The following is a 17,193-nucleotide window of genomic DNA, read 5'->3' as shown; positions in this document are numbered from 1 at the left end:
CTTATAAGCTGAAACAACGGTAATCCTCTTATAACGATGGTTCAGCAGCCACCTAAATTAGCGGCACAAAAAAAAGCTGGCAAGCACCAATTGGTGTTGCCAGCTCTGCTTTTTAACGGTTTATGCCATTAATCACTATTTTGCGGTAGCAACCTGCATGCCGTAAGGCGCGTTTTCCAGTGCAAGGTTCAATACTTCTTCGATGCGCTTAACCGGATGGATTTCCAGATCGGCAATCACGTTCTGTGGAATTTCTTCCAGATCGCGCTTGTTCTCGTCCGGAATCAGAACCACTTTAATGCCACCACGGTGCGCTGCCAGCAGCTTCTCTTTCAGTCCACCAATCGGCAGCACCTGACCACGCAGCGTGATCTCGCCGGTCATCGCCACATTTGACCGCACCGGGTTACCCGTCAGACAGGACACCAGCGCCGTACACATCGCAATACCGGCACTCGGGCCATCCTTCGGTGTTGCCCCTTCTGGTACGTGCACGTGGATATCACGTTTTTCGTAAAAGTCACCGTTGATACCCAGTTTCTCTGCACGTGCGCGCACGACGGTCAGGGCGGCCTGAATCGACTCCTGCATCACTTCACCCAGTGAACCGGTATAGGTCAGTTTCCCTTTACCCGGTACACAGGCGGTTTCGATTGTCAGCAAATCCCCGCCCACTTCTGTCCAGGCAAGACCGGTCACCTGGCCTACACGGTTTTCGCTGTCCGCACGACCATAGTCAAAACGCTGAACGCCAAGGAAATCCTTGAGGTTCTCACCATTGATGGTGATGTGCTTTTTGGTTTTATCCATCAGCAGCGTCTTCACGGCTTTACGGCACAGTTTGGACAGTTCACGTTCCAGGCTACGTACGCCGGCTTCACGCGTGTAATAACGAATGATGCCCACAATCGCGCTGTCTTCAACGCTGATCTCAGAGGCTTTCAAGGCATTGCGCTCAATCTGCTTCGGCAGCAAATGCTGTTTCGCGATGTTGAGCTTTTCGTCTTCGGTATACCCCGACAGGCGAATCACCTCCATACGATCCAGCAGCGGTGCCGGAATATTCATGGAGTTTGACGTTGCCACGAACATCACATCGGAGAGATCGTAATCCACTTCCAGATAGTGATCGTTAAACGCGATATTCTGTTCCGGATCCAGCACTTCCAGCAGTGCGGATGCCGGATCGCCGCGCATATCCGAGGACATTTTGTCGATTTCATCCAACAGGAACAGCGGGTTTTTTACCCCCACTTTCGCCATTTTTTGGATCAACTTGCCCGGCATTGAGCCAATATAGGTGCGGCGGTGACCACGGATTTCCGCTTCATCGCGCACGCCGCCCAACGCCATACGAACGTATTTACGGCCAGTCGCTTTTGCGATGGACTGTCCCAGCGAGGTTTTACCCACGCCCGGCGGTCCGACCAGGCAAAGAATCGGCCCTTTGATTTTGCTGACGCGACTTTGCACCGCAAGGTACTCAAGGATACGGTCTTTCACGCGTTCCAGACCATAGTGGTCCGTGTCCAGCGTTTCCTGGGCTTTGCGCAGGTCTTTCTTCACTTTGCTGCGCGCGTTCCACGGAACCTGCACCATCCAGTCGATGTAGCCGCGCACCACTGTTGCCTCTGCAGACATAGGCGACATCATTTTCAGCTTCTGCAGTTCGGCTTCGGCTTTTTCACGCGCTTCCTGCGGCATTTTAGCCGCATCGATTTTGCGTTTTAACGCTTCGTACTCGTCAGGCGTATCATCCATCTCGCCTAACTCTTTCTGAATGGCCTTCATCTGCTCATTCAGGTAGTACTCACGCTGGCTCTTTTCCATCTGCTTTTTCACGCGGTTGCGTATGCGTTTTTCAACCTGCAGCAGATCGATCTCAGACTCCATCATCGCCATCAGATATTCCAGACGCTCGTTAACGTCTGACATCTCCAGCACGGACTGTTTGTCCGCGAGTTTCAATGGCATATGCGCCGCAACCGTATCCGCCAGGCGCGCCGCATCATCAATATTGTTCAGGGAGGTTAAGACCTCAGGCGGGATCTTTTTATTCAGCTTGATGTAACCTTCAAACTGATTGATCGCCGTGCGCACCAGCACTTCCTGCTCACGCTCTTCGATCTCTGGTGAAACCAGATATTCAGCCTGGGCTACAAAGTGATCGCCGTTGTCGGCAAGCGTCGTGATGTTGGCACGCTGCAAGCCTTCAACCAGCACTTTCACCGTACCGTCTGGCAGTTTTAGCATCTGCAAAACGGAGGCGATGGTACCCACTGAAAAAAGATCGTTTATGCCAGGTTCATCCGTTGAAGCCTCTTTCTGTGCGACCAGCATGATCTTTTTATCATGATCCATTGCGGCTTCGAGGCACCGAATTGATTTTTCCCGGCCAACAAACAACGGAATTACCATGTGCGGATAAACTACCACGTCGCGCAAAGGCAAGACGGGGATTTCAATGCGTTCAGAACGCTCAGGATTCATAGAGCTCTCTCTTAGTTTCGTGTCCGCCAGGTGATGGGTACCGCACAGGCAGGTATGCGGTTAAACCCACAGGTGTCTGAGTATATGGGGATGATTGTCAGACATTCAATGTCACAACGGTGAGAAATGCAAAAGGGGAAAGATTTTCCCCTTTATAGATGGCACAATGTGGACGATTTGTTTACTTATTCGCCAGAAGCCTGAGCTTCATGCTTGCCATAAATCAGCATGGGTTCGGACTGCCCCTCAATGACTGACTCATCAATCACGACTTTCTCGACGTCGTCCATAGAAGGCAGATCGTACATCGTTTCCAGCAGTGCACCTTCCACGATAGAACGCAGACCGCGCGCGCCGGTTTTACGTGACATCGCCTTTTTCGCAATCGCCGTCAGGGCTTCATCACGGAATTCCAGATCAACGCCTTCCAGGTTAAACAACGCCTGGTACTGCTTGGTAAGCGCATTTTTTGGCTCGCGCAGAATCTGAATCAGCGCCTCTTCACTCAGCTCATTAAGCGTCGCGACGACAGGAAGACGGCCAATGAATTCCGGGATCAGACCAAACTTGATCAAATCTTCCGGCTCACACTGTGACAGCAGCTCGCCTTCCGTTGCTTTCTGCGATTTGCCTTTCACGGTGGCGCCAAAGCCAATGCCTGACCCGGTTTCAACGCGTTGTGAGATAACCTTATCCAGCCCGGCAAACGCACCGCCACAGATAAACAGAATTTTCGAGGTATCAACCTGCAAAAATTCCTGCTGCGGGTGCTTACGGCCGCCCTGCGGAGGAACCGCAGCCACCGTACCTTCAATCAGTTTCAACAACGCCTGCTGCACACCCTCACCTGAGACGTCACGGGTGATTGATGGGTTGTCTGACTTACGTGAAATTTTGTCAATTTCATCGATGTAGACAATACCACGCTGCGCTTTTTGCACATCGTAGTCACATTTTTGCAGCAGTTTCTGAATGATGTTTTCAACGTCTTCCCCCACATAACCGGCTTCGGTCAGGGTGGTGGCGTCCGCCATGGTGAAAGGCACATCCAGTAAACGGGCAAGGGTTTCTGCCAGCAGCGTTTTACCGCTCCCGGTAGGACCAATGAGCAGGATATTACTTTTACCCAGCTCGATACCGTTGCTGGTATCACCGTTGCGTAAACGTTTGTAGTGGTTGTACACCGCCACGGCCAGCACTTTCTTGGCCCTTTCCTGACCAATAACGTAATCGTCGAGGTGATGGCGGATCTCATGCGGCGTAGGCAGGGCGCTACGTTCGCGATGCGGGGCAACCTCTTTTATCTCTTCGCGAATAATGTCGTTACACAGATCAACGCACTCATCGCAGATATACACTGACGGCCCGGCAATCAGCTTACGCACTTCATGCTGGCTTTTGCCGCAAAAAGAGCAGTACAGCAACTTTCCTGAACCGTCTTTGCGCTTATCTGTCATCAGTTAACCTCTTCTTATTCTCAGGCCGTACCAGAAGTACAGCACTGGCCGTGGGTACACGGCCGATGTTCATTCAACCCATTATCACCTTGTCCTGTTAACTATAGACCAGAGACAAGGCGAAGTTAGGGCTTATTGGCGATGCGTCAGGATGGAATCGACCAATCCATACTCTACCGCTTCGCTGGCGGAGAGGAAACGGTCACGCTCGGTGTCACGCTCAATTTCTTCCAGTGACTTGCCGGTGTGCTCCGCCATCAGTTCGTTCATGCGCTGCTTCACCTTCAGGATTTCGCGCGCGTGGATCTCAATGTCAGTTGCCTGTCCCTGATAGCCACCCAGCGGTTGGTGAATCATCACGCGTGAGTTTGGCAGGCAGAAACGCTTGCCCTTCGTCCCGGCAGTCAACAGGAAAGCCCCCATTGAACAGGCCTGGCCCATACAAATGGTACTGACGTCCGGCTTGATAAACTTCATGGTGTCATAAATTGACATCCCGGCAGTAATCACGCCACCCGGTGAGTTGATATAAAGGTAAATATCTTTTTCCGGATTCTCTGCTTCCAGAAACAGCATCTGGGCCACAATCAGGTTAGCCATGTGATCTTCCACCTGACCGGTAAGGAAGATTACGCGTTCTTTAAGCAGACGGGAATAGATGTCGTATGAACGCTCGCCGCGCGAGGTTTGCTCGACCACCATTGGCACCAACGCATTGTGCGGTGCAGTAAACTCACGATCGCCACTGTATGACATTACCGTCTCCTGGATAAATTTCGTTGGCAACATTCTGTACCGATTTTACGTAAGACGAGCGACAAAAACTATGCTCTGCCTCTTACCGACAACTTCAGGACGGTTAATCAGTCAGCCGAACTGTTTTTGCATACTCCCTGTATCTTGGGATGCTGCTCAGTTGTTTCAAGCATAACAACCTTTTCATCAATCGCTAACCAGGAAAAAGCGATGCGTGAACAATTTGCCTAAAAATTAGCCAAATAGCGACAAACCGACTGGCAGCAAGCGTAATACAGAAAAAAGCCCGCGACTTTTCAGGCGCGGGCTTTAGCACAACCGGTTAAAAAGATGATTAGGCCTGAGCGGTCTGATTCATCAGTTCCTGGAAGTTAGTTTCTTTCTCAGAAACCTTCGCTTTCGCCAGCACGGCTTCAACAGCCTGCTCTTCCAGCGCAACGTTGCGCATATTGTTCATCAGCTCGTTATTCTTGCTGTAGAACTCGATCACTTCCTGCGGATCTTCGTAGGCAGAAGCCATCTCTTCGATCAGCACTTTCACGCGGTCTTCGTCAGCTTTCAGCTCATGGGTGCGGATCACTTCGCCCAGCAGCAGACCGACAACAACGCGACGTTTTGCCTGCTCTTCGAACAGCTCACGTGGCAGTTCCAGCGCCTGCTTCTCGTCACCACCAAAGCGCTGTGCAGCCTGACGACGCAGAACGTCGATTTCGCTGTCGATCAGCGCAGCTGGCACGTCAATTGGGTTTGCGTCAACCAGACCGTCGATAGCCTGGGTTTTCACGCGGTTACGAATAGCGCCTTTCAGCTCACGTTCCATGTTCTTACGCACTTCGGCACGCAGACCGTCAACTGAACCCTCTTCCACGCCGAAACGTTTAATGAATTCTTCAGTCAGTTCTGGCAGTTCACGCGTTTCAACTTTCTTCAACACGATCTCGAACTTCGCGTCTTTCCCTTTCAGGTTTTCCGCATGGTAGTCATCAGGGAATTTCACGTCGATAGTGAAGGTTTCGCCTGCTTTATGACCGATAACGCCCTCTTCAAAACCTGGGATCATGCGGCCCTGGCCCATCGCCAGAACGAAATCAGAGGCTTTGCCGCCTTCGAATTCTTCACCGTCAACAGAACCGGTGAAATCGATAGTCGCGCGGTCTTCTGCGCCGGCTGCTGCATCGGTTTCAATCCAGTTAGCCTGCTGCTTACGCAGGGTTTCCAGCATGGTATCCACATCCGCGTCAGTCACCTGAACCTGTGGCTTCTCGACTTCGATGTTTTCCAGGCCTTTCAGCTCAACTTCTGGATACACTTCGAATTCTACCGCATAGGTAAAGTCCTGACCTTCGGTGTATTCGCCTGGCACGTAGTTCGGTGCGCCAGCCGGATTAATTTTCTCTTTAATGATGGCGTCAACAAAGTTACGCGTCATCAGATCGCCCAGCACGTCCTGGCGCACAGAAGCACCATAGCGCTGTGCCACGATGTTCATTGGCACTTTGCCTTTACGGAAACCATCGATACGGACTTTCTTCGCCACATCCACCAGTTCTTTTTTAACGGCGCTCTCGATGCTGTCAGAAGCGACAGTAATCGTAATGCGACGGCCCAGGCCCTGAGTGGTTTCTACAGAAACTTGCATCTTGTTACCTCAAAAAATCACGTGCTCGGTCAACTTCAGACACCACACATTGGTTAATGCGCCGTATCCAACAACCGGGACGGCTTCCGTGAAGAGAACCTGATCCCTGTTACCAGAAGCGTCCCGAAGACATTCCGGAAAAATAGACGCAGCATTATAGCGGCATCACTGAGATGAGTCGAGGATGCTAAGTCACCACTTTTCAGGGAGTTTGCTGTTTTTTTGAGCCACAGATCGCGTTTAGCCACCCTTAAACGCAAAAAACGGCCCGAAGGCCGTTTAAAACGCGGGCAATCAGGCTAGCGTTCCGGCGCCCCGACAGTGAGGTGAGGCCAGTACCGTATCCTGCAATCCTTCCCACTCTTTCAAGGTATAAGTGTGCAACGCAAGGGCATGAACGCTTCCTGCCAGCTCCGCGCTGAGTTCGCTGTAAATTGCGCGATGGCGCGCCAGGAAACGCTGGCCGGTAAAACGGTCACTGACGATCACGACTTTAAAGTGACTTTCCGAACCGGCAGGCACGTTGTGTCGGTAGCTTTCATCGTGGACCTCCAGATGAGCCGGCTCAAAAGCCAGGCGCAGCTTCTCTTCTATCTGTTCTCGAATCATGGTTTTACCCTCAATGGCGAGCGCTGTGCCCCATCTGTTTAAATATTAGTTGGTTTTCAGCCACTCTACGCGGTGACGGGCGGAATATTATCATTCCGCTGGGCGTATCGCGCGCCTTATCAGCCTGCTGTTTATGCCAGAAAGCGGGGGCGAAAAGCCGCAGCGCTCACTTTACCTCTTGCAGGGGGCTTTAATCACTGCACCGCTTTGCTATGATGGCCGCAGTTTTTGCACACCAACCCATGACACTAACGAGAAAGCGTATGTTGAAAAAACTGTTATTCCCACTGCTGGCTGCCTTTATTCTGGCCGGCTGTGTTTCCAGCAACAACACACTGACAATCCAACCCAAGATTCAGCTGCCGCAGCGCGATCCCAGCCTGATGGGCATCACCGTCAGCATTAACGGCGCAGACCAGCGCCGCGATCAGGCGCTGGCAAAAGTGAACCGTGATGGCCAACTGGTCAGTCTGACCCCTTCACGCGACCTGCGTTTCTTACTGCAGGAAGTGCTGGAAAAACAGATGACCGCACGCGGCTATATGGTAGGGCCTAATGGCGCAGTGGATCTGCAAATCATTGTTAATAATCTGTATGCCGACGTCACCCAGGGCGACGTGCGTTACAGCATTACGACCAAGGCGGACATTTCTATTATTGCTACCGCGAAAAACGGCAATAAGCAGATCAAAAACTACCGTCAGACCTACAGCGTAGAAGGTGCATTCAGCGCAAGTAACCAGAAAATCACCAATGCGGTTAACTCAACGCTGAGTGACGTGATTGCGGATATGGCGCAGGACACCAGCGTCAACGAATTTATCAAGCAGAACGCCCGCTAATTTTGTCCCCTGCCCGGCATGACGCCGGGCCCTTCTCAAGGTCAGTATGAATCACTACTTCCGCGTCTTCCGTCAAAAAAATGCCGCTGTTTTACTCCTGCTGGGATTTGCATCCGGATTGCCACTGGCATTAACGGGTGGAACGTTACAGGCGTGGATGACCGTGGATAATATCGATCTGAAAACCATTGGTTTCTTTTCGCTGGTTGGCCAGGCCTACGTATTTAAGTTTCTCTGGTCACCCATGATGGATCGCTACACGCCACCTTTTCTTGGTCGCCGCAAAGGATGGTTGCTGATCACCCAACTGGCGCTAGTGGCCAGCATCATCACGATGGGGTTCATGCAGCCCAGCCGGGATTTGACCCTGATGGCGGCGCTGGCGGTGTTAATCGCGTTCTGTTCTGCGTCACAGGATATTGTATTTGATGCGTGGAAGACGGACGTGTTGCCGCCGGAAGAGCGCGGAAGCGGCGCGGCCATTACGGTTCTCGGTTATCGGCTGGCCATGCTGATATCGGGAGGTCTGGCGTTATGGCTGGCCGATCGCTACCTCGGCTGGCGAGCCACTTACTGGCTGATGGCGCTGTTACTGGTGCCCTGCATCGTAGCAACGTTTATGGCTGACGAGCCGGATGACCGCCAGTCCGCGCCCCGCTCATTACGTCAGGCGGTGGTTGATCCGCTGCGGGACTTTTTTAACCGCAACAACGCCTGGCTGCTGATTACCCTGATCATTCTTTACAAGCTGGGCGATGCGTTTGCCGCCTCGCTCACCACCACGTTTTTAATCCGTGGCGTGGGCTTCAATCCGGGCGATGTTGGCCTGGTGAATAAGACGCTTGGCCTGCTGGCCACCATTATCGGGGCGCTCTATGGTGGCGTGCTGATGCAGCGCCTGAGCCTGTTTCGCGCCCTGATGATTTTTGGCCTGTTACAGGCGGTGTCCAATTTTGGCTACTGGCTGCTGGCCGTCACCGACAAACATCTGTGGAGCATGGCGAGCGCGGTGTTTATCGAAAACCTGTGTGGCGGGATGGGCACGGCGGCTTTCGTCGCGCTACTGATGACGCTGTGTAATAAATCCTTTTCCGCCACGCAGTTCGCGCTGCTGTCCGCGTTGTCAGCGGTCGGCCGCGTTTACGTCGGCCCTGTGGCGGGTTTTTTAGTGGAATGGTGGGGCTGGCCAACCTTTTATGCCTTTACCATACTGGCTGGCCTACCCGGCCTGGCGCTGTTAGCATTTTGTCGCAGCACGCTGGATTTCACACAAAAAACCGGGCAGTTTTTGCCGCGTACCCGCTTTGCATCGGGCTACCGCTGGACAAACCGCCTGTTTGCCGGCGGCTGTGGATTGCTGGCTTTATGGCTGCTGGCGCTGGCGCTGGACGCCGCGGGCCTGACTCGCCTGTCGGCCGTGCTGATTCCCTTGTTTGAGGCTGGTATGACGCTGGCGCTTTGTGGTGTACTATTCGGTGTGGTGCTGGATTATCGTGCGCTGCAGAAAGCAGAGGACTCCGCCGTTATCCGATAACGGCTCGTGATTTCGCCGCAATTTCGTACAGTCGATTAAGCGCGCCTAATTTGTCTTTGCGTGTCAATTTACAAAAAATTATTTCACTCACCGGGGGGATTACCCCCTGATATTTAAAACCGGTGCGCAATTAATTTGGTTAAAAATAATCGAATAAATGATGCAACATTGTTAAATAATTGGGTGATTAAAGTCAGGGTTATTCCTTTACCACTTTTGTTTAACCCTATATCCATCTCTTTTTGTTATATTGCCGCCAACTGCTTGTCCACGTTAATAATTTGTCACCGAGAACAACATCTGTGACACCCTTAGCAAAAGGTGTCAACATGGTTCTGACACATCCTTAAGCTGGTTTACACTGCATAAACCTTCCCGTAAAATGCGCGCACACTTAAACGACAATAGAGCCCTTTGTCATTGAGGTCGTTAAATGAGACTCAGTAAATACAATAAAAGTTTGGGGATTTTGTCATTAATCGCAGGCACTTTATTAATGAGTGGCTGCGATAATGCATTGTTAAATCCCAAAGGACAGATTGCGCTGGAGCAACGTTCGCTGATCCTGACCGCTTTTGGTCTGATGATGATCGTCGTGATACCTGCAGTCTTGATGGCCATCGTGTTTGCCTGGAAATATCGGGCTTCAAACACGAATGCCAAATACAGCCCTAACTGGTCACACTCTAACAAAGTGGAAGCCGTGGTCTGGACCATTCCGATCCTGATCATTGTTTTCCTTGGTGTGCTGACCTGGAAATCAACCCACGCCCTGGAGCCGAGCAAACCGCTGGTGTCAGACGTGAAACCGGTTGAAATTGATGTGATTGCCCTGGACTGGAAATGGCTGTTCATTTATCCAGAACAAGGTATTGCGACCGTTAACCAGATCGCTTTCCCGGCGAATACACCGGTTAACTTCAAAATCACCTCTAATTCCGTTATGAACTCCTTCTTTATTCCTACGCTCGGTAGCCAGATCTACGCGATGGCAGGCATGCAGACTAAACTGCATCTGATTGCCAACGAGCCAGGAACTTTCGACGGTATTTCCGCCAACTTCAGTGGTCGCGGTTTCTCTGGTATGAAGTTTAAAGCCATTGCCACCAAAGACGACGCGGAGTTCCAGCAGTGGGTTGCCAAAGTTAAAGCGGCACCTAACACGCTGACAACGATGGATGATTTCGAAAAAGTAGCGGTACCAAGCGAAAATCACCCGGTGGAATATTTCTCTTCTGCTAATCCTGAACTGTTCTTGCAGGTCATCAACAAGTTCATGCATAGCCACGGGAAGATGGACATGCCTGAGCATAAAGGCATGGACATGAGTCACACCGCTACCGCGGGAGCCGAGGAATAATACGATGTTCGGAAAATTAACACTGGATGCTATACCGTTCCATGAGCCGATTGTCATGGTCACGGTCGCCGGTATCATCATCGCAGGTCTGGCGCTTGTCGCCGCCATCACTTATTTCGGTAAGTGGAAATATCTGTGGTCAGAATGGTTCACCTCCATCGACCACAAAAAACTGGGTATCATGTATATCATCATGGCCTTCGTCATGCTGCTGCGCGGCTTTGCCGATGCGGTAATGATGCGTACCCAGCAGGTTCTGGCTTCGGCCGGGGAAGCAGGCATACTGCCGCCGCATCACTACGACCAGATCTTCACCGCGCACGGCGTGATCATGATCTTCTTCGTGGCGATGCCGTTCGTTGTGGGCCTGATGAACATCGCAGTACCTTTGCAAATTGGTGCACGTGACGTTGCCTTCCCGTTCCTGAACAACCTGAGCTTCTGGTTTACCGCGATTGGTGTAATCCTGGTTAACCTGTCTCTGGGTGTCGGTGAATTCGCACAAACAGGCTGGCTGGCCTATCCACCGCTGTCGGGGGCAGAGTACAGTCCTGGCGTGGGGGTTGATTACTGGATCTGGAGTCTCCAGCTTTCCGGTATTGGTACCACGCTGACCGGTATTAACTTCTTCGTTACCATTCTGAAGATGCGTGCACCGGGCATGGACCTGTTCAAAATGCCAGTATTTACCTGGGCATCACTGTGCACCAACGTCCTGATCATCGCTGCGTTCCCGGTTCTGACCGTTACGCTGGCACTGTTGACACTTGATCGTTACCTCGGCTTCCATTTCTTTACCAATGATATGGGCGGTAACATGATGATGTACGTCAACCTGATCTGGGTTTGGGGTCATCCAGAGGTGTACATTCTTGTTCTGCCGGTCTTTGGTGTCTTCTCTGAAGTCACTGCGACCTTCTCGAAAAAGCGTCTGTTCGGTTACACCTCGCTGGTATGGGCAACCATCGCCATCACCGTGTTGTCGTTCATCGTTTGGCTGCACCACTTCTTCACCATGGGTGCGGGCGCGAACGTCAACGCCTTCTTCGGTATCATGACGATGATTATCGCCATTCCTACCGGGGTTAAAATCTTTAACTGGCTGTTCACCATGTACCAGGGCCGCATTCAAATGCACTCTGCTATGCTGTGGACCGTAGGCTTCCTGGTCACCTTCTCTGTCGGTGGTATGACCGGTGTTCTGCTGGCGGTGCCAGGTGCGGACTTCGTCCTGCACAACAGTTTGTTCCTGATTGCTCACTTCCATAACGTGATTATCGGTGGTGTGGTGTTCGGTTGTATGGCCGGTGTGACTTACTGGTTCCCGAAAGCGTTCGGCTTTACGCTGAACGAAACCTGGGGCAAGCGCGCCTTCTGGTTCTGGATTATCGGTTTCTTCGTTGCCTTTATGCCGCTGTACGTACTGGGCTTTATGGGCATGACCCGTCGTCTGAGCCAGGACATCGACCCGCAGTTCCACTCGCTGTTAGTGGTAGCGGCAGGCGGTGCGGCACTGATTGCCTGCGGTATCCTTTGCCAGATCATTATGTTCTACGTTTCTGTGCGTGACCGCGACCAGAACCGCGATCTGACCGGTGACCCATGGGGCGCGCGTACGCTGGAGTGGGCAACCTCTTCACCACCGCCGTTCTATAACTTTGCTGTTATCCCGCATGTGCATGAGCGTGACGCTTTCTGGGAAATGAAAGAGAAAGGCGAAGCGTACAAGCAACCGGCTAAATATGAAGAAATTCATATGCCGAAAAACAGCGGTGCTGCGATTGTTATTGCCGCGTTTGCGACCATCTTCGGTTTTGCGATGATCTGGCATATCTGGTGGCTGGCTGGTCTTTCTTTCCTCGGCATGATCGTAAGCTGGATCGTGAAGAGCTTCGACGAAGACGTGGATTACTACGTTCCGGTTGCCGAAGTAGAGAAGATTGAAAAGCAGCACTTTGACGAAATCAGCAAAGCAGGTCTGAAATAATGTCAACTGAAACCGTAAAACACCACCACGACGCCCATGCGGAGCATGGGCATCACGATGCAGGAGCCAATAAAGTCTTTGGCTTCTGGATCTACCTGATGAGTGACTGCATTATCTTCGCAACCCTGTTTGCGACCTATGCAGTTATGGTTAACAGCACCGCCGGTGGTCCGGCAGGCAAAGATATCTTTGAACTGCCGTTCGTGCTGGTTGAAACCGCGCTGCTGTTATTGAGCTCTATCACCTACGGCATGGCCGTTATCGCCATGAACAAGGAAAACAAAGGCGCCGTTATCGGCTGGCTGGCGTTGACCTTCCTGTTTGGTGCTGGATTCATCGGGATGGAAATCTATGAATTCCATCATCTGATTGTTGAGGGCTTCGGTCCTGACCGCAGCGGCTTCCTGTCTGGCTTCTTCACGCTGGTCGGTACTCACGGTCTGCACGTTACCTCTGGTTTAATCTGGATGGCCGTGCTGATGTTCCAGATCGCTAAACGCGGTCTGAACGCCACCAACCGTACGCGTATCATGTGTCTGAGCCTGTTCTGGCACTTCCTGGACGTGGTCTGGATTTGCGTGTTCACCGTAGTTTATCTGATGGGAGCCATGTAATGAGTCATTCTGTTAACGAACATGGTGCATCACACGGTAGCGTGAAGTCTTACATGATCGGCTTCATCCTTTCTATCATCCTGACGGGAATCCCGTTCTGGATGGTAATGGATGGTAGCGCTTCTCATGGAACCATCCTCGGCGTTGTGCTGGTCTGTGCAGTGGTTCAGGTGCTGGTTCACCTGGTTTACTTCCTGCACCTGGACAGCAAGTCTGAAGGTGGCTGGAACATGGTGGCCATTGTCTTCTCAGCAATCATTATCCTGATTGTTGTCGTTGGCTCACTGTGGATCATGTGGAACCTCAACTACAACATGATGCCCCACTAAAGAGTCTGTGTAATGTTTAAGCAATACCTGCAAGTTACAAAGCCAGGAATTATTTTCGGGAATTTAATTTCTGTGATTGGCGGATTTTTGCTGGCCTCTAAGGGCAGCATTGATTACGCCCTGTTTCTCACCTCGCTGGTTGGTGTGTCACTGGTGGTTGCCTCAGGTTGTGTTTTCAACAACGTGATCGACCGCGACATCGATATCAAGATGGAGAGAACCAGGAATCGGGTGCTGGTTAAAGGCCTTATCTCCGCGAAAGTTAGCCTGGTTTACGCCACTGTGCTGGGTATTGCTGGCTTTGCACTGCTGTATTTTGGTGCTAATCCGCTGGCCATGTGGCTGGCGGTGATGGGCTTCGTGGTATACGTTGGCGTTTACAGCCTGTATATGAAGCGTCACTCTGTCTACGGTACGCTGATTGGCAGCCTGTCCGGTGCTGCGCCGCCGGTCATTGGCTACTGCGCCGTGACCAACGAGTTTGATGCCGGTGCCTTAATCCTGCTGGCTATCTTTAGCCTGTGGCAGATGCCGCACTCCTATGCGATTGCCATCTTCCGCTTTAAAGATTACCAGGCAGCCAACATCCCGGTGTTACCGGTGGTGAAAGGTATCTCGGTGGCGAAGAATCATATTACGCTCTATATCCTGGCGTTTATGATTGCCACGCTGATGCTGACGCTGGGTGGCTACGCAGGCTACAAATATCTGGTCGTTGCGTCTGCCGTTAGCGTGTGGTGGCTGGGAATGGCGCTGTCAGGCTACAAAACCTCAAACGATCGGGTTTGGGCGCGTAAGCTGTTCGTTTTCTCGATTGTGGCTATCACGGCCCTGAGCGTCATGATGTCGGTTGACTTTATGACGCCAGCATCGAAAGACCTGCTGACCTACGTGCGCTGATGTGTACTGCAACAGCATGAAACGGGCGCGATTTTCGCGCCCTTTCTTTTTGTTACGACTGCTTAAGAACTATTGTTTTACCCGCCCGCTCTCCCTACCTAAAATAAATGCAGCACATCAACAGAGGTTGGAATGAACGATAACAAAATGACTCCGGTGGAGCTGCGCGCCACATGGGGCCTTGGCACGGTCTTTTCCCTGCGCATGCTGGGAATGTTTATGGTCCTGCCGGTGTTGACCACCTATGGCATGGCACTTCAGGGAGCGAGTGAAACCTTAATCGGCGTGGCAATCGGCATCTACGGTCTGGCTCAGGCTATTTTCCAGATCCCCTTTGGCCTGCTGTCCGATCGCATCGGACGCAAGCCGCTGATCGTCGGCGGCCTGCTGGTCTTCGTCCTTGGCAGCGTCATTGCGGCCAGCACCGATTCAATCTGGGGCATTATTCTGGGGCGTGCGCTGCAGGGCTCCGGTGCAATTGCTGCCGCGGTCATGGCGCTGCTGTCCGATTTAACCCGTGAACAAAACCGCACTAAAGCGATGGCGTTTATCGGTATCAGCTTTGGCGTGACCTTTGCTATCGCAATGGTCTTAGGTCCGATTATCACCCACAAGCTGGGCCTGAACGCGCTGTTCTGGATGATCGCGATGCTTGCGTCACTGGGCATAGCGATTACGTTATGGGTTGTCCCCTCCTCTTCTCATCACGTGCTAAATCGTGAATCAGGGATGGTACGCGGCAGCTTCAGTAAAGTGCTGGCCAATCCCCGATTGATCAAACTGAACCTGGGCATCTTCTTTTTACATATCTTGCTGATGTCGAGCTTTATCGCCCTGCCCGACCAGTTTGAACAGGCTGGCCTGCCGCCGTCAGAACACTGGAAGGTCTATCTGATCACCATGCTGATTGCGTTTGCCGGCGTGGTGCCCTTTATCATCTACGCCGAAGTAAAGCGAAAGATGAAGCGGGTCTTTGTCGGCTGCGTAGGCATGATGGTCATCGCCGAAATCGTCTTATGGGGCGCCCAGGGGCATTTCTGGACGCTGGTTGTCGGCGTTCAGCTGTTCTTCCTGGCCTTTAACCTGATGGAAGCGATTCTGCCATCGCTGGTGAGTAAGGAGTCACCCGCTGGCTATAAAGGCACCGCTATGGGACTTTATTCCACCAGTCAGTTTCTGGGCGTCGCCATTGGGGGGAGCCTGGGCGGCTGGCTGTTTGGTCATTTCGATGCACAAACCGTGTTTATGGTCGGGGCGATTGTGGCCGCAGCCTGGCTGTTTGTCAGCATGACTATGCAGGAACCGCCTTATGTAAGCAGCCTGCGTCTGGTGCTGAGCGATGCCGCGCTGGCCGTGCCCACTTTGGAAAAACGTCTGAAAGCACAACCCGGCGTCTCATCCGTGCTGATTGTGCCGGAAGAGAAAAGCGCCTACATCAAGATAGACAGTAAGGTCACCAGCCGGCCTGAGCTGGAAGCGCTGATCGGCAGCTGCTAGTCGCGAGCGGCGCTTAACTGCGCGCGATCGTGGCGAAAGATTAAGTCAGTTCGTGTCAGACATGTCGCCACAAACCACGTGAAAAAGGTGCCCTGCTTCAGGCACCTTTTTTTCATCCGGCGATTGAGGGTGGTTTACAACGACATATCCACCACAATACGGCCTTCAATCTTGCCTGCATGCATCCGGGCAAAGATATCGTTAATATTGCTGAGCGGTTCAATCGCCACGCTGGCTTTCACTTTATGACGGCTGGCAAAATCCAGCGCCTCCTGTAAATCCTTACGCGTTCCGACGATAGAACCCCGCACCGTAATGCCGTCCAGCACCATATCGAAAATAGACAGATCGAATTTGCCAGGCGGCAAGCCGTTTAGCACCATGGTGCCCCCACGACGTAACGTGCCGATCGCCTGCTCAAAGGCTTTAGGCGACACCGCCGTGACCAGCACGCCGTGCGCGCCGCCAAAGTGCTCATGAAACACCCTGGCCGGATCGACGTTTCTGGCATTCGCCACCACGCTGGCGCCCAGGCGCTGGGCAAAGGCCAGCTTATCGTCATCGATATCGACAGCCGCCACGTTCAGCCCCATCGCGACGGCATACTGTATAGCCATGTGCCCTAACCCACCTATGCCGGAAATCACCACCCAGTCACCGGGTTTAGTGTCGGTCATTTTTAACCCTTTGTAGACCGTCACGCCCGCACAGAGCACCGGTGCCACCTCGTTGAATGCGAGGTTTTCGGGGATGATGCCGACATAGTTGGCGTCCGCCACGCAGTATTCGGCAAAACTGCCGTTAACCGAATAGCCGGTATTTTGCTGGCTGTGGCACAGCGTTTCCCAGTTATCAAGACAGTGCTCGCAGTGACCGCAGGCGGAGTAGAGCCAGGGCACGCCGACCCGATCGCCCACCTTCAGGTGATGTACGTTATCCCCCACCGCGACCACCTGCCCGACGCCCTCATGTCCCGGGATAAAAGGCGGAACCGGCTTCACCGGCCAGTCGCCCTCTGCCGCATGCAGATCGGTGTGACACACGCCGGTTGCCGCGATTTTTACCAGAATCTGCCCCGACCCAGGCTGGGGTACGGGCACCTGCTCAATCACCAAGGGTTCGCCGAACGCTTTAACAACTGCTGCCTTCATCATCGTGTTGATTTTCATCGTCATGATT

At 52.5% G+C, this 17,193-nt stretch carries 14 protein-coding genes; 8 read left to right on the top strand and 6 right to left on the bottom strand.

Annotation, left to right across the window (positions count from 1 at the left end):
* Positions 1-135: 135 nt before the first annotated feature.
* The 5 genes from lon to bolA all read right to left on the bottom strand — a co-directional run bounded on the left by lon (position 136) and on the right by bolA (position 6,951).
* The gene (gene lon, locus QLG08_RS11165) at positions 136-2,490 is read right to left on the bottom strand and encodes an endopeptidase La (protein ID WP_064373321.1); all 2,355 of its coding nucleotides are present in this window, start codon (positions 2,488-2,490) and stop codon (positions 136-138) included.
* A gap of 185 nt (positions 2,491-2,675) precedes the next feature.
* A complete protein-coding gene (gene clpX / locus QLG08_RS11160; protein ID WP_013024887.1) occupies positions 2,676-3,947 on the bottom strand; it encodes an ATP-dependent protease ATP-binding subunit ClpX in 1,272 nt (423 codons plus the stop codon).
* A gap of 132 nt (positions 3,948-4,079) precedes the next feature.
* Entirely contained in the window at positions 4,080-4,703 is a 624-nt protein-coding gene (clpP, locus tag QLG08_RS11155) for an ATP-dependent Clp endopeptidase proteolytic subunit ClpP (RefSeq protein ID WP_006117959.1), read from the bottom strand.
* A gap of 334 nt (positions 4,704-5,037) precedes the next feature.
* Positions 5,038-6,342 carry a trigger factor gene (tig, locus tag QLG08_RS11150; RefSeq protein ID WP_022622659.1) on the bottom strand — a complete coding sequence of 435 codons (1,305 nt, stop codon included), beginning with the start codon at positions 6,340-6,342 and terminating at the stop codon, positions 5,038-5,040.
* 294 nt (positions 6,343-6,636) lie between these two features.
* A complete protein-coding gene (gene bolA, locus QLG08_RS11145) occupies positions 6,637-6,951 on the bottom strand; it encodes a transcriptional regulator BolA (protein WP_013024884.1) in 315 nt (104 codons plus the stop codon).
* Between the two features lie 263 nt (positions 6,952-7,214).
* Between bolA and QLG08_RS11140 the strand changes: the two genes are divergently transcribed.
* From QLG08_RS11140 to QLG08_RS11105, 8 genes are all read left to right on the top strand, one after another.
* The gene (locus QLG08_RS11140) at positions 7,215-7,793 is read left to right on the top strand and encodes a lipoprotein (RefSeq protein ID WP_282472912.1); all 579 of its coding nucleotides are present in this window, start codon (positions 7,215-7,217) and stop codon (positions 7,791-7,793) included.
* A 46-nt stretch (positions 7,794-7,839) separates the two neighbouring features.
* Positions 7,840-9,327, top strand: a complete 1,488-nt coding sequence (gene ampG / locus QLG08_RS11135; RefSeq protein ID WP_014606443.1) for a muropeptide MFS transporter AmpG — start codon at positions 7,840-7,842, stop codon at positions 9,325-9,327.
* 433 nt (positions 9,328-9,760) lie between these two features.
* Complete coding sequence (gene cyoA / locus QLG08_RS11130; protein WP_014606444.1) at positions 9,761-10,687, top strand: cytochrome o ubiquinol oxidase subunit II; 927 nt, start codon at positions 9,761-9,763, stop codon at positions 10,685-10,687.
* Between the two features lie 4 nt (positions 10,688-10,691).
* Positions 10,692-12,674, top strand: a complete 1,983-nt coding sequence (cyoB, locus tag QLG08_RS11125) for a cytochrome o ubiquinol oxidase subunit I (protein ID WP_013024880.1) — start codon at positions 10,692-10,694, stop codon at positions 12,672-12,674.
* A complete protein-coding gene (locus QLG08_RS11120) occupies positions 12,674-13,288 on the top strand; it encodes a cytochrome o ubiquinol oxidase subunit III (protein WP_013024879.1) in 615 nt (204 codons plus the stop codon). The genes cyoB and QLG08_RS11120 overlap by 1 nt, the downstream gene beginning before the upstream one ends.
* Complete coding sequence (locus QLG08_RS11115; RefSeq protein WP_013024878.1) at positions 13,288-13,617, top strand: cytochrome o ubiquinol oxidase subunit IV; 330 nt, start codon at positions 13,288-13,290, stop codon at positions 13,615-13,617. Before QLG08_RS11120 ends, QLG08_RS11115 begins: the two co-directional genes overlap by 1 nt.
* Before the next feature lie 12 nt (positions 13,618-13,629).
* Positions 13,630-14,517, top strand: a complete 888-nt coding sequence (gene cyoE, locus QLG08_RS11110) for a heme o synthase (protein ID WP_013024877.1) — start codon at positions 13,630-13,632, stop codon at positions 14,515-14,517.
* A gap of 132 nt (positions 14,518-14,649) precedes the next feature.
* Positions 14,650-16,014 carry an MFS transporter gene (locus QLG08_RS11105; RefSeq protein WP_015700837.1) on the top strand — a complete coding sequence of 455 codons (1,365 nt, stop codon included), beginning with the start codon at positions 14,650-14,652 and terminating at the stop codon, positions 16,012-16,014.
* Positions 16,015-16,148: 134 nt separating this feature from the next.
* Here the strand turns inward: QLG08_RS11105 and adhP are convergent, their stop codons facing one another.
* Complete coding sequence (gene adhP, locus QLG08_RS11100; RefSeq protein ID WP_019106641.1) at positions 16,149-17,189, bottom strand: alcohol dehydrogenase AdhP; 1,041 nt, start codon at positions 17,187-17,189, stop codon at positions 16,149-16,151.
* Positions 17,190-17,193 lie beyond the last annotated feature (4 nt).

Origin of the sequence: Pantoea sp. V106_11, from assembly GCF_029967885.1 — a bacterium.
Classification (GTDB): domain Bacteria; phylum Pseudomonadota; class Gammaproteobacteria; order Enterobacterales; family Enterobacteriaceae; genus Pantoea; species Pantoea ananatis.
This window is presented reverse-complemented; position numbering and strand designations above follow the sequence as displayed.